Origin of the sequence: Bacillus sp. JHAA, assembly GCF_036961585.1 — a bacterium.
Lineage (GTDB): Bacteria > Bacillota > Bacilli > Bacillales > Bacillaceae > Bacillus > Bacillus velezensis.
Genome location: NZ_JBAMDE010000005.1, coordinates 178,153 through 201,472 on the forward strand (window position 1 = coordinate 178,153; position 23,320 = coordinate 201,472).

At 45.0% G+C, this 23,320-nt stretch carries 26 protein-coding genes, 1 other RNA gene, 1 pseudogene and 1 riboswitch; of the genes and pseudogenes, 7 read left to right on the forward strand and 21 right to left on the reverse strand.

What is annotated here, in order from left to right:
* Nucleotides 1-203: 203 nt before the first annotated feature.
* Entirely contained in the window at nucleotides 204-479 is a 276-nt protein-coding gene (locus V7728_RS13485; protein WP_099566867.1) for a hypothetical protein, read from the forward strand.
* A 243-nt stretch (nucleotides 480-722) separates the two neighbouring features.
* On the opposite strand, the gene pbuX is transcribed toward V7728_RS13485, so the two are convergent.
* The 5 genes from pbuX to V7728_RS13510 form a co-directional block, all read right to left on the reverse strand.
* A complete protein-coding gene (gene pbuX / locus V7728_RS13490) occupies nucleotides 723-2,027 on the reverse strand; it encodes a xanthine permease PbuX (RefSeq protein ID WP_077392177.1) in 1,305 nt (434 codons plus the stop codon).
* On the reverse strand, nucleotides 2,024-2,608 hold the full coding sequence (gene xpt, locus V7728_RS13495) for a xanthine phosphoribosyltransferase (protein ID WP_015240076.1): 585 nt from the start codon (nucleotides 2,606-2,608) through the stop codon (nucleotides 2,024-2,026). The genes pbuX and xpt overlap by 4 nt, the downstream gene beginning before the upstream one ends.
* A gap of 99 nt (nucleotides 2,609-2,707) precedes the next feature.
* Nucleotides 2,708-2,807, reverse strand: a riboswitch (purine riboswitch).
* A gap of 133 nt (nucleotides 2,808-2,940) precedes the next feature.
* Nucleotides 2,941-4,443, reverse strand: a complete 1,503-nt coding sequence (locus V7728_RS13500) for a carboxypeptidase M32 (RefSeq protein WP_052827583.1) — start codon at nucleotides 4,441-4,443, stop codon at nucleotides 2,941-2,943.
* A 111-nt stretch (nucleotides 4,444-4,554) separates the two neighbouring features.
* Nucleotides 4,555-6,474 (reverse strand): ATP-dependent DNA helicase, encoded by a 1,920-nt coding sequence (locus V7728_RS13505; RefSeq protein ID WP_012117827.1) that lies wholly within the window; start codon nucleotides 6,472-6,474, stop codon nucleotides 4,555-4,557.
* A 103-nt stretch (nucleotides 6,475-6,577) separates the two neighbouring features.
* Nucleotides 6,578-6,769, reverse strand: coding sequence for a hypothetical protein (locus tag V7728_RS13510; protein WP_003153550.1), 192 nt, complete (start codon nucleotides 6,767-6,769; stop codon nucleotides 6,578-6,580).
* 165 nt (nucleotides 6,770-6,934) lie between these two features.
* Between V7728_RS13510 and V7728_RS13515 the strand changes: the two genes are divergently transcribed.
* Nucleotides 6,935-7,087, forward strand: a complete 153-nt coding sequence (locus V7728_RS13515) for a YpzG family protein (RefSeq protein ID WP_003153548.1) — start codon at nucleotides 6,935-6,937, stop codon at nucleotides 7,085-7,087.
* Between the two features lie 40 nt (nucleotides 7,088-7,127).
* Here the strand turns inward: V7728_RS13515 and V7728_RS13520 are convergent, their stop codons facing one another.
* The 9 genes and pseudogenes from V7728_RS13520 to V7728_RS13560 all read right to left on the reverse strand — a co-directional run bounded on the left by V7728_RS13520 (nucleotide 7,128) and on the right by V7728_RS13560 (nucleotide 14,502).
* Nucleotides 7,128-8,294, reverse strand: coding sequence for a THUMP domain-containing class I SAM-dependent RNA methyltransferase (locus V7728_RS13520; RefSeq protein WP_015417697.1), 1,167 nt, complete (start codon nucleotides 8,292-8,294; stop codon nucleotides 7,128-7,130).
* Nucleotides 8,295-8,390: 96 nt separating this feature from the next.
* Nucleotides 8,391-8,772: RNase P RNA component class B (gene rnpB, locus V7728_RS13525), an RNA gene on the reverse strand.
* Nucleotides 8,773-8,827: 55 nt separating this feature from the next.
* Complete coding sequence (gpsB, locus tag V7728_RS13530) at nucleotides 8,828-9,127, reverse strand: cell division regulator GpsB (RefSeq protein WP_003153541.1); 300 nt, start codon at nucleotides 9,125-9,127, stop codon at nucleotides 8,828-8,830.
* A gap of 79 nt (nucleotides 9,128-9,206) precedes the next feature.
* Nucleotides 9,207-9,755: a DUF1273 domain-containing protein gene (locus tag V7728_RS13535; protein WP_007409499.1), complete on the reverse strand. Its 549-nt coding sequence runs from the start codon at nucleotides 9,753-9,755 to the stop codon at nucleotides 9,207-9,209.
* Nucleotides 9,756-9,843: 88 nt separating this feature from the next.
* On the reverse strand, nucleotides 9,844-10,080 hold the full coding sequence (gene cotD / locus V7728_RS13540; RefSeq protein WP_003153539.1) for a spore coat protein CotD: 237 nt from the start codon (nucleotides 10,078-10,080) through the stop codon (nucleotides 9,844-9,846).
* 83 nt (nucleotides 10,081-10,163) lie between these two features.
* Nucleotides 10,164-10,271 (reverse strand): annotated as a pseudogene (locus tag V7728_RS13545) (hypothetical protein); the annotation flags it as partial.
* Between the two features lie 121 nt (nucleotides 10,272-10,392).
* On the reverse strand, nucleotides 10,393-11,631 hold the full coding sequence (locus V7728_RS13550) for a ribonuclease H-like domain-containing protein (RefSeq protein WP_059368445.1): 1,239 nt from the start codon (nucleotides 11,629-11,631) through the stop codon (nucleotides 10,393-10,395).
* Nucleotides 11,632-11,650: 19 nt separating this feature from the next.
* Nucleotides 11,651-13,897, reverse strand: coding sequence for a DEAD/DEAH box helicase (locus V7728_RS13555; protein ID WP_043021751.1), 2,247 nt, complete (start codon nucleotides 13,895-13,897; stop codon nucleotides 11,651-11,653).
* A 98-nt stretch (nucleotides 13,898-13,995) separates the two neighbouring features.
* Nucleotides 13,996-14,502 carry a PTS sugar transporter subunit IIA gene (locus tag V7728_RS13560; protein WP_012117833.1) on the reverse strand — a complete coding sequence of 169 codons (507 nt, stop codon included), beginning with the start codon at nucleotides 14,500-14,502 and terminating at the stop codon, nucleotides 13,996-13,998.
* Between the two features lie 138 nt (nucleotides 14,503-14,640).
* Between V7728_RS13560 and V7728_RS13565 the strand changes: the two genes are divergently transcribed.
* Complete coding sequence (locus V7728_RS13565) at nucleotides 14,641-15,054, forward strand: Hsp20/alpha crystallin family protein (RefSeq protein WP_007612169.1); 414 nt, start codon at nucleotides 14,641-14,643, stop codon at nucleotides 15,052-15,054.
* 29 nt (nucleotides 15,055-15,083) lie between these two features.
* On the opposite strand, the gene V7728_RS13570 is transcribed toward V7728_RS13565, so the two are convergent.
* Nucleotides 15,084-15,518 carry a YppG family protein gene (locus V7728_RS13570; protein WP_025284916.1) on the reverse strand — a complete coding sequence of 145 codons (435 nt, stop codon included), beginning with the start codon at nucleotides 15,516-15,518 and terminating at the stop codon, nucleotides 15,084-15,086.
* Nucleotides 15,519-15,704: 186 nt separating this feature from the next.
* Here V7728_RS13570 and V7728_RS13575 point away from each other — a divergent pair, with 186 nt between their 5' ends.
* The gene (locus V7728_RS13575; RefSeq protein ID WP_003153532.1) at nucleotides 15,705-15,887 is read left to right on the forward strand and encodes a YppF family protein; all 183 of its coding nucleotides are present in this window, start codon (nucleotides 15,705-15,707) and stop codon (nucleotides 15,885-15,887) included.
* A 38-nt stretch (nucleotides 15,888-15,925) separates the two neighbouring features.
* Here V7728_RS13575 and V7728_RS13580 read toward each other — a convergent pair whose 3' ends face one another.
* Both V7728_RS13580 and V7728_RS13585 read right to left on the reverse strand, forming a co-directional pair.
* Entirely contained in the window at nucleotides 15,926-16,294 is a 369-nt protein-coding gene (locus V7728_RS13580; protein WP_007409492.1) for a YppE family protein, read from the reverse strand.
* Between the two features lie 45 nt (nucleotides 16,295-16,339).
* Complete coding sequence (locus tag V7728_RS13585; protein ID WP_039063257.1) at nucleotides 16,340-16,585, reverse strand: DUF5446 family protein; 246 nt, start codon at nucleotides 16,583-16,585, stop codon at nucleotides 16,340-16,342.
* Between the two features lie 205 nt (nucleotides 16,586-16,790).
* On the opposite strand from V7728_RS13585, the gene sspM reads away from it, so the two are divergent.
* A complete protein-coding gene (sspM, locus tag V7728_RS13590) occupies nucleotides 16,791-16,895 on the forward strand; it encodes an acid-soluble spore protein SspM (protein WP_003153525.1) in 105 nt (34 codons plus the stop codon).
* A gap of 46 nt (nucleotides 16,896-16,941) precedes the next feature.
* Here sspM and V7728_RS13595 read toward each other — a convergent pair whose 3' ends face one another.
* Nucleotides 16,942-17,904, reverse strand: coding sequence for a DUF2515 domain-containing protein (locus V7728_RS13595; protein ID WP_014305287.1), 963 nt, complete (start codon nucleotides 17,902-17,904; stop codon nucleotides 16,942-16,944).
* A 41-nt stretch (nucleotides 17,905-17,945) separates the two neighbouring features.
* On the opposite strand from V7728_RS13595, the gene recU reads away from it, so the two are divergent.
* On the forward strand, nucleotides 17,946-18,554 hold the full coding sequence (gene recU / locus V7728_RS13600; protein ID WP_012117837.1) for a Holliday junction resolvase RecU: 609 nt from the start codon (nucleotides 17,946-17,948) through the stop codon (nucleotides 18,552-18,554).
* 38 nt (nucleotides 18,555-18,592) lie between these two features.
* Nucleotides 18,593-21,376 (forward strand): PBP1A family penicillin-binding protein, encoded by a 2,784-nt coding sequence (locus tag V7728_RS13605; RefSeq protein ID WP_015240084.1) that lies wholly within the window; start codon nucleotides 18,593-18,595, stop codon nucleotides 21,374-21,376.
* Nucleotides 21,377-21,453: 77 nt separating this feature from the next.
* Here V7728_RS13605 and V7728_RS13610 read toward each other — a convergent pair whose 3' ends face one another.
* From V7728_RS13610 to dnaD, 3 genes are read right to left on the reverse strand one after another with little or no spacing between them, the layout of a single operon-like run.
* Complete coding sequence (locus V7728_RS13610; RefSeq protein ID WP_064107563.1) at nucleotides 21,454-21,945, reverse strand: YpoC family protein; 492 nt, start codon at nucleotides 21,943-21,945, stop codon at nucleotides 21,454-21,456.
* Complete coding sequence (gene nth, locus V7728_RS13615) at nucleotides 21,942-22,601, reverse strand: endonuclease III (protein WP_007612187.1); 660 nt, start codon at nucleotides 22,599-22,601, stop codon at nucleotides 21,942-21,944. Before nth ends, V7728_RS13610 begins: the two co-directional genes overlap by 4 nt.
* Before the next feature lie 18 nt (nucleotides 22,602-22,619).
* Nucleotides 22,620-23,318, reverse strand: coding sequence for a DNA replication protein DnaD (gene dnaD / locus V7728_RS13620; RefSeq protein WP_003153516.1), 699 nt, complete (start codon nucleotides 23,316-23,318; stop codon nucleotides 22,620-22,622).
* Nucleotides 23,319-23,320 lie beyond the last annotated feature (2 nt).

Below are 23,320 nucleotides of genomic sequence, written 5' to 3' on the forward strand. Positions count from 1 at the left end.
AAGCTGCAGATCACCAGAGGCCAGCAATATTCAACTCTTTTTCTCTATATACTTATCAATATCCTGAAATAAGCCGCAACAGTGAATGAAAAGATTGCCCCTAACTACATTCACGCTCGCAAAATATTAACAAAAAAACCCTTGGTTATTTTTATATTGTATGTAATAATACAAATGTATTAAAAAACAAAGGAGTGTTCAAAATGAAATTAAAAAAAGTTTTAACTGGTTCTGCCTTGTCTCTCGCTTTACTCGTTTCCGCTGCCCCTGCTTTTGCATCTAGCCCTGGTCATACAAATAGCGACTCAACTCAAACAAAAATTTCGACACAAGCGACCAGAGATTCTTTTACAATGGATTACCTTCATAGATGGGATATCCCAAATACAACTGTTAAGAATGGTGTTACATATTACCTTAAGAAAGTAGAGATAATCGAAGGGTTCTATCGCGCAACTTTTGAAGGATGGATTAATTAAAAGAAGGGGCTTTCCCTTCTTTTACTCTCTTTTGTAAGAATTCGTGCACAAGATACTCGTTCACGTACATATAGTCCGGGACGGTTTTTCGGCGAAATAAGGCGGATGCCTCATCACTCAATTTGTTTCTTTTCAAACAATGAAACTAATAAAAAAAGAGAATGCCTCGCAAAAAGTTCAGCAACTTTCGGAAGCATCCTCGATCTGGATAAAATAAGATGTTATTTTAAAGAAAACGGATGACTAACCCTCTTGAACCCTTGTCACATCAAGGGTTTTTTTCGTTTTAGGAATCATATTATAAATAATGTTCAAAAGGACGGCGGTAAAGCTTCCGGCGACGATTCCGTTTGTGGTCAGCAGATTTAAGTAAGACGGCAGGTGCTTAAACATATCGGGAACGACGGTTACACCGAGTCCCAATCCGACCGAACACGCGACGATCAGAAGGTTTTCCTGCTTTTTAAAGTCAATTTGACTGAGCATTTTAATGCCGTAGGAAATGACCATGCCGAACATGGCCACCATCGCGCCTCCCAGTACCGAAGACGGGATGATGGTCGTGAAGGCTGCGATTTTCGGAAAAAGGCCGAAGAGCATTAAAAGTGCGCCCGTGACACCGATAACCGCGTTTTTCTTAATTCCTGTCAGCTGCACGAGGCCGACGTTTTGGGAATAAGCCGTGTACGGAAAAGCATTAAAAATGCCGCTGATGAATACCGCCAGGCCTTCCGCGCGGTAGCCTTTTGCTAAATCACGTTCAGACAGGCGCCGGTTTGTCAGGTCACCGAGAGCGAAATAGACGCCGGTTGACTCAACAAGGCTGACAATGGCAACGATGGACATCGTAATAATCGGTGCCGCATGAAATGTCGGCATCCCGAAGTAAAACGGTTTAATCATTTGAATTGCGTCAGCATTCGCCACATTGTCAAATTGCACTTTTCCCATAAAATATGCGATGGCCGTCCCGATGACAATGCCGATTAAAATCGAAATGGATTTCAAAAATCCTTTTGTAAACCGATAAAGCAGCACGATGATGACGAGCACCGTAAATCCGAGGGCAAGGTTAGCCGGATCACCGAAATCCTTGCTGCCTTCCCCGCCGGCAATATGATTCATCGCGACCGGCATTAAGGTCATCCCGATAATCGTCACGACAGATCCGGTTACGACAGGCGGGAAAAAGGATACGAGCTTGCCGAAGAAAAACGACAGCAGAATGACAAGCAGACCCGATGCCAAAATGCTCCCGTAAATGGCTGAAATCCCGTACTCCTTACCGATGGAAATAATCGGCGCTACCGCGGTGAACGTACAGCCGAGCACAACGGGCAAGCCGATGCCGAAACATTTATTCCTCCATACTTGAAGCAGCGTAGCCGCCCCGCACATAAAAATGTCAATTGATACGAGATATGTCAGCTGTTCTGCGTTCAGTCCCAATGCCGCTCCTACAATTAAGGGAACGACGACGGCGCCGGCATACATGGCAAGCACGTGCTGGATACCGAGTGAAAGTGTTTTGGCATAGCCGTTTTTCATGAACGGACCTCCTGTACAAATGTCACTTTTCCGTCTTCAAGCGATTGGATTCTCGCCAGTGATTCGACCCGGCATCCTTTTTTCACCAGCTCATCTCTTCCCGGCTGAAATGACTTTTCAATGACGATTCCGATCCCGCAAACCGCTGCGCCTGCTTGTTTTACGATGGATAAAAGTCCTTCTGCCGCCTGTCCGTTCGCTAAAAAGTCGTCAATGATTAACACGCGGTCATCTTTCGACAGATGATTTCCGGAGACAGCAATCTGACTTTCTGTTTTTTTCGTAAAAGAATAGACGGATGCCGTCAGCAGATCATCCGTTAATGTGAGAGACTTCCTTTTTCTCGCAAAGATGACAGGAACGCCGAGTTCAAGGCCGGCCATCACCGCAGGGGCAATGCCCGAAGATTCAATTGTGACGATTTTGGTTATCTCGTCTTTTTCAAAACGGCGCGCAAATTCCCGGCCGATCTGCTGCATGAGAACTGGATCAATTTGATGGTTTAAAAAAGAATCCACTTTCAGCACTTGATCAGAAAGAACAATTCCGTCTTCTGCTATTTTTCGTTTTAATGCTTCCACAATGATTACCCCCGCTTATAAAAAATAAAAAAAGCATTGCCCGCTCTCCAAAAAAAGAGCAAGCAATGCCGAATGATCTACACGCAACGGCCGAATAAAGCCGTTCCATTGCTCACTCATAGTCGGACATTTACGGTGACCGGTAGAAACTTGCGTGCCATATCCACGCGATTATATGAGTGTTCGTATGATATTAATCAAATTATAACAAGATACACTTCTTTTGCATAGTGAAATTTGAATATTTCCGAACTTTTACAAAGAATTGATTTTCGATTATTCGTGTTTTTAGAATTTTTAGAAAAACACCCGGTGTATGCCGGGCGTTTCGTTTATAAATATAAATTTGAATATTTGCCGACGAGATACTCAATGAGATATTGAACGTTCAGCTCTTCTCCCGTTGCATCTTTTATGATGTCAAGCGGCATTTTGCGTCTTCCGTGCTGATGAACCTTTTCTGTCAGCCATTGTTTGATCGGCTCAAAATCGCCCCGTTCTATTAATTGGTCAAATTCAGGCAGATCGTCAAGCATGGTATGCTTCAGCTGTGCCGCATACATATATCCGAGCGCATAGGAAGGGAAATAGCCGAAATCGCCGCCCGCCCAATGTACGTCCTGCAAAATGCCTTTTGCGTCAGATGGCGGCGTAATGCCTAAATAATCATGATATTTTTGATTCCACAATGCAGGCAGTTCTTCCACTGTCACTTCATTGCTGAAAATCGCTTTTTCAATTTCATAACGGATAATAATATGAAGGGGATATGTCAGCTCATCGGCTTCAATTCGGATAAATGTCGGTTTCGCCTCGTTGACAGCGCGTACAAAATCTTCTCTTTTCACATCTTGAAATTGATCAGGCGAAGCCTCAACCATTTTTTCATAATAGGCGGTCCAGAAATGTTGATTTCTGGCGATAAAGTTTTCATAAAATAACGATTGGGATTCATGAATTCCCATGGATGCACCGTCAGATAAGTTCGTTCCGCTCAACGCTTCGTCAATATTCTGCTCGTAGATCGCATGCCCGCATTCATGAATCGTTCCGAAAATCGCCGTGCGGAAATCGTTTTCGTCATATCTGGTCGTCACCCGCACATCGCCCCGGTTGATTGTCGTCGCAAACGGATGCACCGTCTCGTCCAGGCGGCCGCCGTCAAAATCATACCCGAACTCTTTTAAGAAATACAAGGAGAGGTCTCTTTGTTGTTCTTTCGAAAACGTTTTCGTTATAAAGGAAGTGTCCGGTTTATTGCCGGATTCCGTCACTTTTTTGATAAGCGGAATAATCGCTTCCTTCAATTCAGAAAACAGCTGATCCAGCACCTTTACCGTAACACCCGGTTCGAAAATATCGAGCAATGCGTTGTATGGATGATCTTCATAGCCCCAATACGAAATAAACCGCTTATTAAAATCAATCAGCTTCTCAAGGTACGGAGCAAACATAGAAAAATCAGAGGCAGCCTTTGCATCCTCCCAAGCCGTTTCAGCTTTCGATGTTAAAATGACATATTCTTTATACTCATCTTCAGGAATTTTTTTATTATGATCATAATCTTTTTTCGCAAGTTCCGCCGCTTTCACTGTATCTTCAGAGAGCTCTTCTGCATGCGCGAGAAGGATGTCGATCAGCTCTTTCATCCGGTCGGATGTCTGGATTTGAAAAACGTCAGCCGACAGCTGTCCGATGCTTTCCGCCCGGTCATCAGAGCCTTTTTTTGGGGCTCCCGTTCTTAAGTCCCAATGCATAAGTGCAATGGCTTCGACATAGTGGGATACTCTTTTTAACAGATCAAAAAACTCTTTTTCATATGTATGTAAATCCATATCCGTTCCCCTCCCTTTTCACTATCAATTACAGGCTAATGGAATGCCGTGATAAAGTCAACTTCCCGGATTTAAAAAAGCCGCAGGATAAGAATCCTGCAGCTTTTGTTTTTATACGATTTTCGGTGTAACAGGCAAGATCTTTTTGACTTCGGCCAAGACCCGTTCACTTTCTCCGCCCGCATAAATGGATATGGTTCCGCTGTCCTGATTAGAACGGATGAGGCGGCCGATTCCCTGCCGGACTCTCAAGAGCATGTACGGAAGATCAACTTCCTCAAACGGATCTTTTTTCGCTCCGTTCCGCTTTGCGGTAAACACGGGATCATGAGGCGGATACGGCAATGCCCAAATGGTCACATTCCGGAGCGAGTCACCGGGAATGTCAAGACCTTCCCATAAGTGGACGGAACAAAGCACGGATTCTTCATCCCGCTGGAATTTTTCGACCAGACTGCTGATCTCTTCATCACCTTCGTAGTATATCGGATACGGCAGCTCCCACGCGGCAGCCTGTTCTTTAAATTCCTTCATGTCTTCAAAGGAAGGGAAAAGAACGAGGGTGCGTCCTTCATTCTTCTTAATGGTTTCAATCGTTTCGGCTGTTTTCTGCTCAGACGTCATATCACCGTGAAGCGCAACAGACATTTGCTCCTCGTAATCGTACGGAGATTCAACGGTGAATGATAAAGGATCACGGATTCCAAGGCTGTCAGCGATATAATCAAATGAACCGCCCTCAGAAAGAGTGGCCGATGAGAAAATATAAGGGATCTTTTTAGAAAAGACCTTTTCTCCCAAAACTTCGGCTACTGTTCTCGGCATAACGACAAACGTTGAGTCTGTATCCCGCGTTTCAAGCCAGCTGATGGCATCCTTTTGATACAGCGACAGCGAATATGCCATTTGTTCGACGTATTCTTCTACGACTGACAGCTCGTACTTATCGATCGTATACATTTCCGATTCAAATACGAGCGCCTCGCCGATTTTATCGAGCAGACGGCACAGTTCGTCAGCCGCACGCTTAACACGCTGGTCGTTTTGGATGTCCAATCGGTGAGAGCCGGCGATTTCCTTCGATTCCTCTGACAGCACATAGAAAAACTCATCGTTTGCGGCAAGGGCATCTTCAATCAGTTCGGCGAATTCCTCTCTGATGTCATTTTGAAGCAGACGCTCTAAAAACAGCTCAAGCGTCGACTGCTTCACGCGATACGTTAACGCTTTTTGCGCGGCGAATTCCAGCAGATGTCCTTCATCAAACACGACGGCGCTGTGATCCGGCAAAAGCGGCAGCTGTCCTTCCCTTTTGCGTGATTCTTCCGTCCATACATGCTCCATGTAGAAATCATGGGAGCAAACAATCAGATCCGTTGATTTTCTGTAATGATCTCTCGAAAGTGTTAAACCGCATCTATGTCTCATATCACAAGTTAAACAATCTTGGAAGGAATCATAGCTGACGCCTGCCCACTCTTCATTCGTCAAATCAGCGTACTGTTTGCGGTCGCCGTACGGATAAAAGCGCTGCATCGCTTGTGATTCGTGTACGAATGAAGGCAGCGACTCATAAAGATCCAGCCACTTTTCATCATCAGAACGCTGCATCGTTTTCTCAAGCTTTTTCAGACACAGATACTGCTCATGGGATTTGGACAGCCGTGTATCAATCTGCAGATCCAAATGTTCTGTCAGCTTGGAAATGTCGCCTTCTTTTTTGACAAGCTGTTCAATTAACGTTTCATCGGCGCATGCGATAATGGCCGGTTTACCCGTATATCTGGCATAGCTGATGGCAAACAGCAGATACACCAGCGTTTTCCCCGTACCGACTCCTGCCTCAGCGAACATGACTTTTTTCTCTTTAAATGCCCGTTCAAGCTGAAACGCCATAAATACCTGCTCATCCCGAAGGTCAAAGCCTTTCTCGGGAAGGATATCGTAAAACACGTCACCAATCCAATTGTTCAATTCTTCGTAAAAATTCTTTTCTTTTGTTAAAGCAAAAGGCAAACGTGATGTTGTCACCCAACTCCAACCCCTAACTATTCGGCATTCAGACCATCTATAATATCATTTAACCCTTTTCAATACAACAAAAAAACTTGGCCTCGCCAAGTTTTTGCCATTATCATTTCCGGTTAATGATATGTGTACATAGGAACGGATGGTCTGTTGAATGTGTATGTTTTACCGCATTTTCAAGTTCTTCCTGTGCGTGTGTCATGGCGGAAGGACCGAACTCCGCTCCGGCTTCCTCCAGCCGGAAAGCAGTTGCGTCTAACGCCTTTTGTATTTTACTGAAGTGCTCGCTGTTCAGCATAAAATAGATCACCTCTCAAATAGAAATAATCATCATTCTATGCCGATGCTTCACTTTCTATACATGCCATTCTGAATGATCCGCACCTGACCTGCACAAACTACAACAGATATTCGATCGAATATCCATCTTCACAAAATTATTCTATCCGGGAGTGATGGTTACATGAGTTATAAAGATCGATTAGATCAGCATTCTGAATTGTTTCATCACAATTGGACGCGGCCGAAACGCTCTAAATCGCAAGTGAACGGCCACACCGAAATGTCCCAGACCAACATTATTTTACGGAGCAACGCAAAAGCGCACCGCTGGTAATGGCAGAATAAAACGTAAAGATGCCGGAGAAGACGCTGTTTCAGGCGTCTTCTCTTTGTTGCGGCTTTTTCCGCTGCGGCCGCACTTTAGCCCAATACTGATAATAATCCGTTTTGATAAAACCGTTAAAGAGCTTCCGTTTTTTGGTTGCTTTTCTTCCGTAGACCTCTTCAAATTGTTCATTTGACGTTAACATGTAGACAGACCATGTATCAAGAGATTCAAATGCCCGGCCCATTTCTTTATACATCTGCTCGACTTCCCTTTTTTCGCCGAGCCGTTCGCCGTACGGAGGGTTTCCGACGATTACGCCGTATTCGAGCTTCGTCGTAAAATCCTGCACCCGCATTTGCTTGCATTCGATCAGGTCACCAAGTCCCGCTTCTTCTGCGTTTTCTTTGGCGATGTTTACCATCCGGTGATCTACGTCACTGGCAAAGATCTGCAACGGCTGATCATAGTTCGCCTTTTCTTCCACTTCAAGACGCGCCTTGTCCCACAGTTCTTTTCCGATCCATTCCCAGTCTTCTGAAACAAAATCACGGTTAAAACCGGGAGCAATGTTTTGTCCGATTAAAGCGGCTTCAATGGCGATCGTGCCGGAACCGCAGAACGGATCGACGAACGGACGGTCAGGCGTCCAGTTGGTTAACTGAATTAACGCGGCAGCGAGCGTCTCTTTAATCGGAGCTCCTCCCTGATCAACCCTGTATCCCCGTTTGTGAAGGCCTGTTCCTGATGAATCCAGTGTAAGTACGGCTTTATCTTTTAAAAGGGAAATCTCCACCTTATACTCGGGGCCCGTTTCTTCAATCCATTCATTTTGTTTTCCTGATTGCAGTTTCAGCTTTTCCGCTATCGCCTTTTTGACGATCCGCTGGCAGTCAGGCACACTGGCAAGCACTGATTTCACGGACTTTCCGATAACGGGGAACTTTGCGTTTTCCGGAATGTACGCGCGCCAGTCAATCGCTTTTGTTTTTTCAAACAGCTCATCAAACGTTTTCGCCTGAAACTCGGCGACCTGTACTTTGATGCGGTCAGCCGTCCGCAGCCATAAGTTAGCGCGGCAGATCGCAAGCGCATCTCCTTCAAAAATGACTTTTCCGTTGTCTACTTTGCATTCATAACCTAAATCACGCACTTCTTTGGCGACGATCGCTTCAATTCCCATCGGCGCTGTCGCTATTAGTGTGTACTTCTTCATCGTATCACCCTGTCTCTTTTAAGCTTTCGTTTCATTCAAGATAAAAGCTCCCCTTTAAAGGAGAGCTCTAATTTGTCATATCAATAATGTTTAACGTTCTGTAAGCCATGTTTTGTTCCGTCGTACTGCAATCGGCTCATCACCTCGTACTCAGGCGGCAATCATCTATCTACAGAAAGCATTCTGTCCTTCTATCTGTTCAATTCCTTCAAGAAGGTTCCCCTACCAAAATTTGGGTTTCTCGCTCGAGGGGTTTACCGCGTTCCACTCTCACCATTTCTGATGAGACTTCGTCACTGTGGCACTTTCAAGGATACTCAGCCATATCCGGAGACGTAGGCTTTTTTCCTGCCGTCAGCCTATCAAGGCTGCCCTAGCTTATTTCTTCGCTAGGCACGAACACTACGGGCATCTCAGCACCGTGCGAGCATGGACTTTCCTCTACAGATTCAAAGATCTGCAGCGATTACCCGAACGTTAAGAACACTTGTTCATTATAAAGCAACTTGTCTCATTTGACAAGTGCATCTGCCCTATTCGTCATAAAGTTTGCTTCCGAATACATGTTTCTCAAGGTTGGACAGCCTTTTCAGAATGTCAAAGTTGGTCGTATTGGACTGCACCGGCTGTTTTTTGCTTGCTTCTTCAAGCTGTTTTTTCAGCTGCAGATTTTCTTGCTGCAGTTCTTCAATTTCTTGATGAAAGGTTTCATAATCCTTAATAATCATATCTAAAAATTTGTCAACGTCTTCTTGTCTGTAACCTCTAACGCCTGTTTTAAATTCTTTTTCCAAAATGTCTTTCGCAGAAAGCTTTACTTTATCAGCAAGCATCTTTTTCACCTCATATCGTGAATCATCATGTTATATTTTATTCAGAAACACGTCCCGTTGTCAAATATTCTCTGACGTGTTATGTAAAGAAATCTTCTTCTTCAACGGCGGCACGGAGATCATCCATCGTGATCGAATAAATCGGATATCCGTCTGTTTCACGGCGTTTTTCTGCCTGCTGCAGCATATATTTCGGCGATCCTTCCATTTCAGGATCATATAAAAGCAAAAGCGCATCTGACTTTTCAATAAAGAACGCGTTTTTCTGCCGGAATTGGAGCGGACTTTCGTACGGCCGATGCGTCAGGCTCTCCTCATAATCTGCCTGAGCAAGCACCGCTTCATACATTTCTTTATTCGGTTCCTTCCACTTTTCTTCTTGGCCGTAGAAAGGCGTGATAACGGCAACCTTTAATTCCGGATACTCTTCTCTGAGATCGTACGCCGTTTCTGCCGCCCAAAGCTCAGTCCCCAGCTGTCCGGATATGAGAATCCATTCCAAGCCTTCGTCAATAAAGCTTCTGAGTCTGGTTTCTATCGCCTTTTTTATATAAACAAGGGCCCGGTCATCCTGTTTAAAAATCCCGAGTTCAAACGGCTTGTATCCTGTTACGGCTAATACTTTCAATTGATCACCTGCTTAAAAAATGGGGCTCCCCATCGGGCCCCATTTTGATTTGCTGATATCCTAACCGATCTTGCTTAAGCGTTCAATACTAATGATCGCAGCAAGGGCTTCCGCACTGAAAATGCTGGTGAGTTGTCGGGTCAACATTTGAAAAAGTGTGCGGATAGTAATGAACGTGCTCAAAGTTGTGGTGATTTACGTTAGTTGTATGTTGCGGATGAATATGCGGCACAACTGTGTTAGAAAAACAATGGTGTTCACAGCAATGAGTCGGATGGACAATCGGCGGCATCACGTTTGGTCTGCAACAATGATGATGAAACATGCTAAATCCCCTCTCCATTAACTTTTATTACACTGTTAGGTTATGAAGAAAAGAGGGTGCATGTTCTAATTCAATCACCCAATTTAAAAGTGCGTCAGCAAACTGTCTTTAAAATTCGAAAATACAAACGCAATCAAAAAAACCACGACAAAGAACAAGTAAAAAACACCTTTATACATACCAACTCTCCCCTATAAATAACTAACGCTATTTTACAAGATGCGGCACCATTCTACAACAAAATCGATGCGGATTCAGAAAAAAATATTTTTGGCGAAACAGCTCGGCTTTTGCGCTTTCCCGGGCAATATTTCAAGAGGAATATTTCCTCTTGAGCCGGGCAATTCTCACATGGAGCTTCTCGGCTTCTTTTTCCGATATTTCCCCGTCTTCTGCCGCCTGCTGCGCGACCTGCAGAGCTTTTTTGTAATCTTTTGCGTGATGCTCAAAATAGATCGCCAGCTCTACCGCTGATTGGTGTCTGCATATGTGAAGAGCAGAGCCCGTCAGTTTCTCCCAAAGGGGCACGGCGTCTTGCCTGCGGTTTTGTTTTTTATAAAGCATTGCTAAGTCAAAAAGGGCCCGATCCGAATCTTCAAAGGCTTTGCCTTGCAGCGCTTCCAGCTGTGAAACAGCCCGATCGGTTTCTTTATGAGCGATAAACCATTTCGCCATGGCGTATGCTTCCTGACGTTCTGACGTCTGATCAGAAGATGCAAAAATCTTTTTTGACATATGGATGTAAAGAGCGATGAGGGAAAGCACATCTTGTTCATTATGCGAGAGCACTCCCTTTAAAAGAGCCGGATCCTCCGCCTTTAAAAATTGAAAATACAGCATCGGCGCCAAATAACCAGGGGTGTCTTCGTCCCTTTTAAAAGCAAGCTCTTCATTTTCAACCGCCGAAAGCGATACACGCTCTAATTTATGTTTCCAAAGCCGTCTCGCCCCGTGCAGAAGATCAAAGTGACCGAAGTCAGGAAGCTTCGGAAGCCTGTCCCGCAGCAATGTATGCCTAGTTTTTACCTGCGGCCAGTCAAAGGCTTTTCCGTTATACGTAACAAGAGACGTAATGTCAACCTCACTTAAAAAGCTTTTGTAAAGAGCCGTCTCGTTTCCCGGTTTAGGAAGCAGATGCTGTTTAACCGCGACACGGTCTTCATACACTCTTGCATGACCGAGCAAAAAGATCATATTGCCGGCCCCGCCGCCGAGGCCGGTCGTTTCAGTATCAAAGAAGAACAGCTGGCTTTTTTCGTATCCTTCTGCTGATAAAGTATGTGTCAATCCGCCTTTATTCCATAATGCCATGACGTCATCAAGTTCACTGAAGCTGTACCGTCCGTGGCGGTGCGAAAGCGGATAGACGGTTTCGCGGATAAGACAGTATTCATCCTCAAAAAAGAAAGGCTTCACTCCGAATGCCTCCCATTCTTCTCTAAATGGGACTTGAATATCCGGGACCGAAAGTTGTGAAGATGCCGGCTTTTTTTCAGCTTCCGGCACATTCAGGTGGTTTTTCATCCGCTTTAATTTATTTTTCAAGGACATCTTTCGTCCCCCTTTTCTTTTACACGTAATTCAAGAGCCGGAGTATCGCTTTCTTTGCATCTATTCCTTCTATTTCGGAGCCGATGCAGGAAGGACATCCGTCTTGACATGGACATTGTCTGATCAGGCGCTCAGCCCCTTCATTGATTTCATCAAATCGCTTATATACTTCATCAGCAAGTCCGATTCCGCCCGGATAATGATCATACAGAAAGATTGTCGGAAGTCCGGTATGTGCGGCTTTGATTTGCGGCACGACATGCACGTCATTTCGGTCGCACATGACGTATACAGGCACGATATGCTGCAGGACGTGGGCAATGCCTAAAAGCAGCTGTTCAAGCGTTTTTTCGCCGATCTCCGAATCCGTCTCTTTCAATTCAAGCCAGGCAGCACTGGTATGCAGTTCTTCTTCTGGAAGATGAATCGGCCCTGATCCTATATTTTCAAATGTCGTCATTTTAATTTTTTTAAATATTGTCGGAAGTGCGTTCACGGTTACATCGCCGAAATGTAAGGCTGTTTTCTTTCTGCTGTCCGTTCTGTCAATGTCCAGCACTTTCAGCTGCACCGCTAAATTGGCATCTGTATAATATTCGACATCGACCTTTCGCACGTACGCTTTTTTATGATCCCAATCAAGCTTTTCAACCTGGTACTGCACCCCTTCATGAAGATAAATCGCTTCATCATGAAGAAGCGTCATCGCGCTGAAGCGGTCCATTTCTCCGATGATTTTTACATCAGCCGTCTCTGACCGGTCAACGATGACCACGTTTTCCTGTGACGCCGAACGGAGACTGATGTTGGAGGCGGGAAAAGATTCGCTCGCCCAGTGATAGCGTTCGCGGTTTTCGTGAAGCACCCCTTCTTCTTCTAAATACTCGAGAATATCTCTTGCATCATTTTCTCCGAATGTTTCATCGGCTCTGAAAGGCAGCTCATACGCGGCGCATTTCAGGTGATCGACCAGTATAATGAGATTATCGGGATTAATCCTTGCAGATTCAGGCGAGCGTTTAAAGAAATAATCAGGATGGCGCACAATATATTGGTCAATCGGATCAGAGTTTGCCACCATCACGATAAGCGCCTCTCCCTGCCGCCGCCCGGCCCGGCCCGCCTGCTGCCATGCGCTCGCGACACTGCCCGGGTACCCCGTCATCACGCAGACCTGAAGCTGGCCGATATCAACGCCGAGCTCCAGCGCGTTTGTGCTGACAACGCCGAGAATGCTTCCGTCTCTTAACCCCCGCTCTATTTCTCTTCTTTCTTTCGGAAGATATCCGCCGCGATAGCCTCTGACAGACTTCGACCCGATTTCTTTTTTTACGATCTCCTGAATGTGGCTTAAAATAATTTCAACCCGGACACGGCTTCTGGCAAAAACAATCGTCTGGATCTTATTTTTTAAAAAAGTTTTGGCAAGTTCGTTCACTTCCACGGTGGCGCTTTTTCGAATATGCAGCGGTTTATTTACAATCGGAGGATTGTAAAAAGCAAAGTGCTTTCTTCCGGCCGGGGCGCCGTTATCGTCAATCAGGCGCACTGATTTTCCCGTCAGCTGCTCCGCCAATTCCCTCGGATTGGCGATTGTGGCGGATGTACAGATAAATGACGGCGTGCTTCCGTAAAAAGCGCAGATTCTCATTAAACGGCGGATGACGTTCGCCACATGGCTGCCGAATACGCCGCGGTACGTATGTAATTCATCAATGACAATATATTTCAGGTTTTCAAACAGACTCACCCATTTTGTATGGTGGGGAAGAATGGCTGAATGAAGCATATCAGGGTTTGTGATCACAATATGCCCGGCCTTTCTGACTTTCTGCCTGATGGCCGGAGACGTATCTCCGTCATAGGTAAAGCTTTTAATGTCCATGCCCGTCTCGTCTATGATTTCGTTCAGCTCGCTTTTTTGATCCTGCGCGAGCGCCTTTGTCGGAAATAAATAAAGCGCGCGGCTTGAGGCATCTTCCGCGATAGACTGAAGAACCGGAAGATTATAGCACAGTGTTTTTCCGGAGGCCGTCGGTGTGACAGCCACAATGCTTTCTCCGTTTTGAACCGTCTGAAAAGCGGAGTATTGATGTGTAAAGAGCCGCTCGATCCCCCTCTTTTCGAGAGCCGCCCGAATTTTCCGATCTACTTGCTCCGGCATCGGCATGGTTTTCGCCTCCCGCGGTTCCTCTTCATGCCAATGCACAATATTTTCATGATTTTTTAATTCCTGAATCAGTTCGCTCAATGATTTTTTCTTCATCGTTCACACCTCTTTATGAGGTACAGTTTACCGAATATTTGTTTGCCTGGCTAGATGAAAATCCTGCACAAGAAAAAAAGCAGGGAATCAGCCCCTGCCTACTTCATTTTTATCGTAAAAAGCTCTGTTTGTCCTTTTTTCGCTTCATTTGCGCCTGCAAATTGCAAAGGTTCTGCGGCATCGCCATTCATAATCACCATAGGGATGACGGTGCTGCTTGCTTTTTCTTTTATTAAATCCAGCCGGCATGTTAAAAGCAGATCGCCTGTTTTCACTTTGTCTCCTTCTTTTACATGCGCTTCAAAGCCTTCACCGTTCATATTGACGGTATCCAAACCGACATGTATCAAAAGTTCCGCTCCGGAAAGGGTGCGGATGCCGACAGCATGTTTTGTATGGAACAGCTGAATCACTTCTCCCTCAACCGGTGAAACAATGTCTCCGTTTGCAGGCTCGACGGCGATCCCGTCCCCCATCATTTTTTGTGAAAATACGGGATCCGGCACTGAAGCCAAATCCATCACCGCTCCGTCAGCCGGAGAAAAGATCACTTCCTCGGCCGGCTTTTTCCGGCTGTCTCCCAATCCGAATAATTTTTTCAGCAATGTGTTGTGCTCCCCTTCCTAAATGTGAATCCGTTACCAGTTTATTCTCCACTATTTAACCATACTTTCTTTTTTCCTTCAATTCTTAACCATACGGCATAACATCGCATAGTCTGTTTGTAAAAAGGCGGTGGTCATATGGATCAATCACAAAACGATAAACTTGATCCGCAAAGAAATGAGGACATCATCAGCCATGCGATGGACCAATTTTTTCACTCAGGTCCCTTCGCAGAATTGATGCAGGGTTTTCAGCACCTTGTCAATTCGGCTTTTACTGAAGCGCAAGTGACGATTGACGTCAGAGAAGAGCCGACGGGCCTCGCGGTTGATATCGGCGTTCCCGAGACGTTCCGTGACGGTGATATGCTGGTGGAAACGAAGGGGTGCTACCTTCACGTTACAATCCGCTACGATCATAAACAGGCTCATTCATCCCATGTGTCTTCAAGCATGACAAGAACCGTTGTCCTCCCGTATAAGGTGAGTGAAGAAGATATGGAAACATCCTGGAATGAACAGACGCTTACCCTCTTTTTCCCTAAAAAATAAGCATGAATGATGGATATCATTCATGCTTTTTATTTGAAGATACTGGTGAAGCCTTTCACCAGCGATCCGACCTGATTTACGGCGCTTACCATCTGCCCCGTTGTATCTATCATTTTATTAAAGTCAAACTGTCCGTTCGTTTTTTTAAACTGGGAGAGTATGCCTGAGAATTGGGAAGACTGCTGCTGATTCGGTCTGGGAACGGGGTAAGGATTCACAAACCCCGGCTGCCCCCCGGGCATGGCTGCCTGAGGAGGAGAGGGAGCAAACGGCTGCTGCACATGACCGTATTCCTGATTCGGATAAAATTGCTGCGGGTACTGCCCTTGCTGATGATATGGCGGCTGCTGCAATGGCTGTATCTGCTGCGGATACGGCTGCTGTAATGGCTGTATCTGCTGCGGGTAGAAATATCCCGCCGGCTGCTGGTACATATTTTGATATGGCTCTGCTCTCCATTGCATATGACATTCCCCCTTGTCTCTCACTAAGTTTCTGCTATATATGTATGAATTCCGCCGTGGTTATGTGCTTTCGGTGATTCTGATTTTTGTCAAATGCTGTCGAAAGTCTTAATTTTTTAAAAACAGAAAAAAGTCGAATCGTTATGTTACCATAATCTCAACATACATGAGAGGGGATGCACCATTATGAACGTATCATACTTAAGAAAGCGTTTTGCTGAAGTGAAAAAATATGAAACAGATTGTGCAGATAAACTGATGGACTTTGCAAAATTCCTCTATATTCAAGGCCATCTCACCGCAACCGAATTTCGAAACAGTATGAAGGTTCTCGAAGCAAGTGGAGCAGAAAACCCGGCGTATGAATAACATACCCGACCCCTTTATATAAAAGAAGGCAGCCGTTTTCAGCTGCCTTCTTTTTCAATTTCATCCCTTAATATACGAAGCGTATATAAAACAGATTCAGTTAAATCCCTGTATCTTTTTTTATGAATATGATGAACATATGATTGGAGCATCAGCTCTCCGAAATTTTCTGTAACGGCCTGAATTTGTGCGTGATGAACGTATTTCGGACGGTTTTCCTGAATAAACGCAAGCGCTGCTTCTGTCCAAAGCGCGCAAAGCCGGTCTCTTTTTTCAACATCGGGTTTAATAATCTCAAAAAAATCATATGAACGGCCTGACTCTTTTCCATCCTGATACCTTTTTTCGGCTTCCAGAACCGCCTCTATCATTTGTTCTGTCAGCTCCAATAACGACTGTGTCTGCAAACGGACTCACCTCAGTACATATGGTACCAAAGTTTTTGCATAAAATCAGCTGATCCGGCAGGCTCTCGGCAAATCCTTTTTGCGCCGGTCAGTCAAAAACAGGTCATCAATACAAACATGAAGCTCCCGCGCCTCTTCCTCAAGGCGGGAAAGTTTCTCCTGTCTGATTTCTTCAGCTTCCGCCTGACAGGATCTGACTGCTTGGGTAAGCGTCTTTTCAGCAGCAGAAATCCGGATTTCAATATCAGAAAGCAGACGGAGAATATCAGCCTTGCTCGTGTAAACAGACATTCATGTTCCTCCCTTTTATCACTTGCGTCTCTTTAGAATATAATTCTCGTTTTCATACCGCTCTCCTCTGCACATGACAAAACTAGAAGCAGTTCGGCAAACAAACAGAGATTATCCTAAAAGGCGTGCCTTTCGACAAAAAAGTGCCGCAAACTTTGTATGAACCGGCACGTTAATGCAAACGATACAGTTGAGGAGGTGCCGTATGAAAACGAGACCGAAAAATGCAGGTAAACAGCAAAAAACCGAAGCAAAAACGACTGATACGCTTGATAAAAAATTAGGCGGCCCAAACCGCCCTTCCACGTAACACATCAGCAGCCCGAAACCCCAGCGAACGGTGGTTTCGGGCTTTTTCATTTCTTCAGCCACTCTTTAACCGCGAAGAGCGCATGGAGCTCCCGTCTTTTCTGGAAGTACCAGTCCGTCAGTTCAAGCTGTTTCGGCATTTTCTCCTGTAAGAAAGCCCCTTTTCTTAACCTTTTTTGAAACCAATCCGCCCTTTCGCCGTCTAATGGATGGGCAACAATGGGATAGGTTGTCCTCAGCATCGGTGATGTTCTTTTTTTGATGCCGATCATTTTCTCCATATCAAAGCGTGAACCGGTATGAGGAACGGTATCAAGAAAACGGTAAAAAGAAGCGTGAAGATCAGGGCTGAACAGTAGGCGGGCCAGCTGTTTTCCGAGCGTAATTCTCTCTTCGGTTTTTGAAAACCGTTTGACGGAAATTCCGTATAAATGTCCGTCAAATGAAGGGAATATCACCGTATTAAAGTGAAACCAATCACTTAAATAAAAAGGAATCGTGCCAAAAACATTCTTTTTAAACGAAGGATTTTGTATAATAGGTGCTTGGATAGTGTTTTGTTCATTTATAATAAGAGCATACATGAGCCGTTCCGTATCTCCGTCACGCCAAAAGCGGAACCATTCTTCCTGCATAAAAGCCGAGACGCGGAAATAAGGAAGATGACGGAAAAGAGGTTCGCCGATTTGTTTTGACCACTGGTAGACCAGAAGCTGAGGATAGGCATCAGAAAAAATCAGCCAATTCGCCCTTTCATACGAAAGGAAAAACCAGTTTTTCTGACTGCTGTCAAGGCCCTCCTGATAAAGGACGCCTCTTAAATCAGTCATCGACCAGCCCGCATTGCGGGACACAAACGATGCCAAAAGCGGCCACTTGATCTCAGGATGGCGGTCATAATATGCTTTATAGGCATTCGTCCGGGAAATATTATCGGCATTTTTTATTTTCGTCTCTTTTTCGATCAGGCGAAGAATGGCGGTTACGGTCTGTCGTTTATGCACGTTCATTCACTTCCGTCACTATTAGTTTGATAAGGAGGATGGAAAAAGTGATTCGGTACCCGAATGGAAAAACTTTTCAGCCGAACAAAACGGTTTCATCCCAAAACAGCCAGAAACGGTCTCATTCATACAGTAATCGCGGCATGACCCTCGAAGACGACCTGAATGAAACGAATAAGTATTATCTGGCTAACCAAATTGCTGTCATTCACAAAAAGCCGACACCCGTCCAGATTGTAAACGTCCACTATCCGAAAAGAAGCGCCGCAGTCATTAAGGAAGCTTATTTTAAACAGTCTTCCACAACTGACTACAACGGCATTTATAAAGGGCGCTACATTGATTTTGAGGCAAAAGAAACAAAAAACAAAACGGCATTTCCCCTGCAGAATTTTCATGATCATCAAATTGAGCATATGAAGCAGGTGGTCAGACAAGACGGCATTTGTTTTGTTATTATATCCGCTTTCGGAAAGGTTTATTTCCTCGAAGCCGACAAGCTGTTTGTCTTTTGGGAGAGAAAGGAGAACAATGGCAGAAAATCAATTCGCAAAGACGAATTAGAAGATGCTTCCTTTCCGATTTCCCTTGGATACTCACCGAGAATTGATTATATTAGTATTATTGAACAGCTTTATTTTTCGCAGGAACAGTAGACTGAGCGAAAGGTTGATAAACGAAAGGTTGAGATGTTATGTCAGATCAATTTACGAGCCGTGAAGAACGCCGTAAGGCAAGGCAGACGAAAAGCACTAAGCCCTCTTCACCGAAAAAAGGCAAGAAACAGCGTAAAGGCGGTTTATTCAAAAAGATTGTGCTGTCCTTGGTTATTCTGTTTGTCCTTGGCATAGTCGGCGGAGCGGCGGCATTTGCCGTTTTGGTTTCCGGCGCGCCGTCTTTGGACGAAGCCAAGCTGAAAACGCCTTACTCTTCAACGATTTACGATAAAAACGGCAAAGAAATCGCGGAAGTGGGCGGTGAAAAACGAACCTACGTCCCGATTAAGGATATACCCGATGTTGTGAAAGAAGCATTTATCGCAACTGAAGACGCCCGTTTTTATAAGCACCACGGTATAGACCCGATCCGGATCGGAGGCGCCTTGGTCGCCAACTTTACGGATGGATTCGGTTCAGAGGGAGGAAGCACAATCACCCAGCAGGTTGTGAAAAACTCGCTTTTGACCCATCAGAAAACGATTAAACGGAAAGCACAGGAAGTGTGGCTTTCACTGCAGCTGGAGCGCCATTATTCTAAAGATGAAATCTTAGAAATGTATTTAAACAGAATTTATTTCTCACCGCGTGCCTATGGCGTCGGTAAAGCGGCTGAAGAATTCTTCGGCGTAAAAGATTTGAGCAAGCTTACGGTTGAACAGGCGGCGACGCTTGCCGGAATGCCGCAAAGCCCGACCGGATATAACCCGGTTAAAAATCCGAAGGCTTCCGAAAAACGCCGAAACATTGTTCTCAGCTTAATGGAAAAACAAGGATTCATTTCAAATTCTGACTACCAAAAAGCAAAGAAAGTGTCCATGAAAGATGAAGGCGTCGTCAGCCAAAAGGAATACGATAAAAAGGACACAAATAAATACAGCGCTTTTGTTGAAGAAGTTATGAAAGAAATTGAGACAAAAGAAAAGAAAGACGTCGATATTTCAACTGACGGATTGAAAATTTACACGACTCTTGATACGAAAGCACAAGATTATCTTGATCAATTGATGAACGGAGATACAGCCGGCTTTTCGGAAGGCATGCAGGGCGGCGTCACTCTCCTTGATACGACAAACGGAGAAATCCGCGCTATCGGAGCAGGACGGAACAGAACTACCGGGGGATTCAATTATGCAACACAAGGTAAAACCCAGCCTGGTTCAACGATAAAACCAATTCTTGATTACGGGCCGGTCATTGAAAATAAAAAATGGTCGACGTATGAGCAGATTGATGATTCGGCTTATACGTACTCTGACGGCACACCGATTCATGATTGGGACAATAAATACAGAGGTCAGATATCTATGCGAGAGGCCCTCGCAGACTCACGTAATATTCCTGCTTTAAAAGCATACCAAGCAGCAGGAAAAGATAATGCCGTCGACTTCGCAAACGACTTAGGATTGGGATTAAACAAAGATCAAGTATATGAACCCTACTCTATCGGGGGATTTGGTGAGGGTAACCGCGGTGTATCTACTATGACCATGGCAGGCGCCTACAGTGCGTTCGGAAATAACGGAACGTACAACGAACCGCACGCGGTCACATCGATTGAATTTAATGACGGCACTAAGCTTGATTTAACACCGAAACCGAAAAGTGCTATGAGCGACTACACAGCGTTTATGATTACCGATATGCTCAAATCAGCTGTCGAATCAGGAACAGGTAAACTGGCTCAGGTGCCGAACGTGGAAGTCGCCGGTAAAACGGGTACGACCAACTTTACTAAAGAGGACATTCAAAAATATAACATTGCTCCGGGCGGAGTCCCAGACTCATGGTTTGTCGGATACACCCCTCAATATACAGCGGCGGTTTGGACCGGAGTTGAGTCTGGCAACAAAGCAGGCAAGAAATCACTGTCTTCTGCTGACCAGCAAGTCGCAAAACGGATTTTCCAAAAGCTGATCTCATACGTTGATGACGGTAAAGGAAGCTTCAAGCAGCCTGACAGCGTCGTCAAAGAAACAGTTGAGAAAGGCTCGAATCCTGCCGCTTTAGCCGGACCGAATACGCCGGATGATAAAAAAGTGACGGAGTACTTCGTGAAAGGAACGCAGCCAACTGCCGTTTCTAAAACGTACACGAAAGAAAAAGCCGATAAACCGACAGGATTGCAAGTGAAATACGACAAAGATAAAAAATCATTAACTTTAAGCTGGAATTATGACGGTGATGCAACATTCAATGTCAAACAATCCGTTGACGGCGGAAGCTACAGTGACATTCAAAACAGTTCAGCAAAAGAAGCCGTCGTCTCAGATGTCACACCAGGCTCCACATACAGCTTCCAGGTGACAGCGGAAAACGATGACGGAAAAAGCGATACGGCATCAGCATCTTTCAAAGTCCCGAAAGATGAAGAAGACGATGCGGATAAAGATAAAGCGACTGACGATGAACAGAAGTCTGATGAAGATAAAGACAAAGACAAGACGCAAACCGATGATTCAAACACAGATGACAATCAAACAGATACGTCTGACGGATCGGATCAAACACCAACTGATGACCCGGATAAAAATCAGGATCAATCCGATAAGGATCAAACAGATAACAACAATCAAAATCAGCCCGGTAACGGGACCGATAACAACGGACAGCAAGATAACAGCTCTGATAATGATTCCGATTCCGGTTCAGACGGCTCAAATAAACCCGACAGCGGTCAAACGGACAAAAACAAAGACTCATCTTCAAATATCAACGGGCAGTCCAATTCGTCAACCATCCAGTCAAATTCCGCTCATTAGCGGACGAAATCCTTCACCTCAAACAGGTGAAGGATTTTTTTCATACAAAAAAACCTCCTTATGAGAAAAGGAGGTTTTTAACCTTTGTTCATGGCTTCATATTTATGATATTGTTTCTTCATCTCCGTCATCAATTCATCCAGCTGAATAAACGAGTGAAATTGAGTCGGTTTCGTTAAAATAAACGCCATTCGCTCCGCCCAATTGATCGGTTCGGCGGGAAAATGCTTTGTTTCAAGCACAGTCCAGTCGAGTGATGTAACCCGCTCCCCTGCCGTCCAGTGAAAAGCGGCAATCAGACAGGCAATTCCCTTCAGCATGTCATTTTGATCACATCTCGATTTTCTTGTTTGAAAAACGGGAAGCAGCGTTTCTTTCGTTTCATTCCAAATCTGAAACAGAAACGGGACATATTCGCCCCTTTCCCTCCATGGCTGCACGGTTGGCTGACCGCTGAAATCCATATACAGCGGATGGCGGCGCAGCGCCGTTTTGATCTCGAGGCTTTCCAAGTCCGTAAGGCTGCGCAGGTATGTTTCATAGCCTGCCAGAATGTCAATCGCCGTCACCGTTTCACCAGCCCTTTTTTGTCACGCTTCTGCCCTTCTCTGCATAGCGGAAGCAAAGGACATTCCGCACAGCGGGGAGATTGCGCTTTACAATGATACCTGCCGAAAAATATTAATCTGTGATGCGTAACAGACCAATCCTCTTTCGGCACTTTTTTCATTAATGTTTTCTCTACTTCCAAAACAGAGTCCTTCCAGCGGCAGATACCGAGCCGTTTAGAGACCCGCTCCACATGAGTGTCTACTGCGATCGCAGGTACGCCGAAAGCAACAGACACGACCACATTTGCCGTTTTCCGTCCGACACCCGGCAGATTCACAAGCTCATCCCGGTCTTTCGGCACTTCTCCGCCGTACTCTTCGATGATCATTTTGCTCAGCTTTTGAATATTTTTGGCTTTATTACGGTACAGGCCGATTGATTTAATATCTTGCTGGAGTTCTTCCAGCGATACGGCAAGATAATCTTCGGGCCGTTTATATTTTTGAAATAGCGTTTTTGTCACTCTGTTGACGAGAGCATCCGTACATTGCGCGGATAATGCGACTGCCACAACCAATTCGAAAGGATTTGAATGGACAAGTTCACATTCTGCGTGCGGAAACATATCGCCGATTTTTTCAAGACAATATTCAATTTGCTTTAAATTTAACACGTTTCTCCCCTTCTCATGTTATTGTTCCAGCCAATTGTAAAAAGGCACCTGCCTCGTATACTCTTTTTGCGGATCATTTTGTTTTGTTTGAACACGCCGGAATTTTTGGCTGTGCGCCTTTGCCTGCTCAACCGTTTTGAAGCCGTTCTTTTTCCATTCAAATAAAATCCGGTCAATATAGCGAAAACTGAGTTTCCCCGATAAAACGGCTTCTTTTAAGGCGTGTTTAATCAGAATCGCATCATGCTGATCCTGGTCCTGCCATATGGCCAGCGTCTCGCATTCAAGCGGCGACAGCGGTCTTCCAAACTCTTCTTCAAAGATGGTATACAGGCTTTTTTGTTCTCTTTCTGACGTTCTTTCCTGCGTTTCGTTTTGTGAATGCTGCATGTAATCATACAGCTTCGCCCATAACGGCTGCAGAGAATATTTTTCAAACTTTATGCCGTTATGGTCTTCACATTCTTCAATAAACAGAAAACCTTTTTGAATAAACATTCTCAGGCAGCTTGTACATTCTTCAGCAGAGATGGACATGCCTGACTGAAGTTCAAACGGCGTCGGAAAATAAGAGCCCTTTTCCAAATGCATTTTAATCTTCAAAAGCAGGATCAATTCGGTTTCATTCAGCCCGAGCTGCCGGTAATGTGTCAGCAGCAGGTTGGGAATGCTTGAAATGCCGAGTTCCTGCATATCTATAAATTGCTGTTTTTTCATCC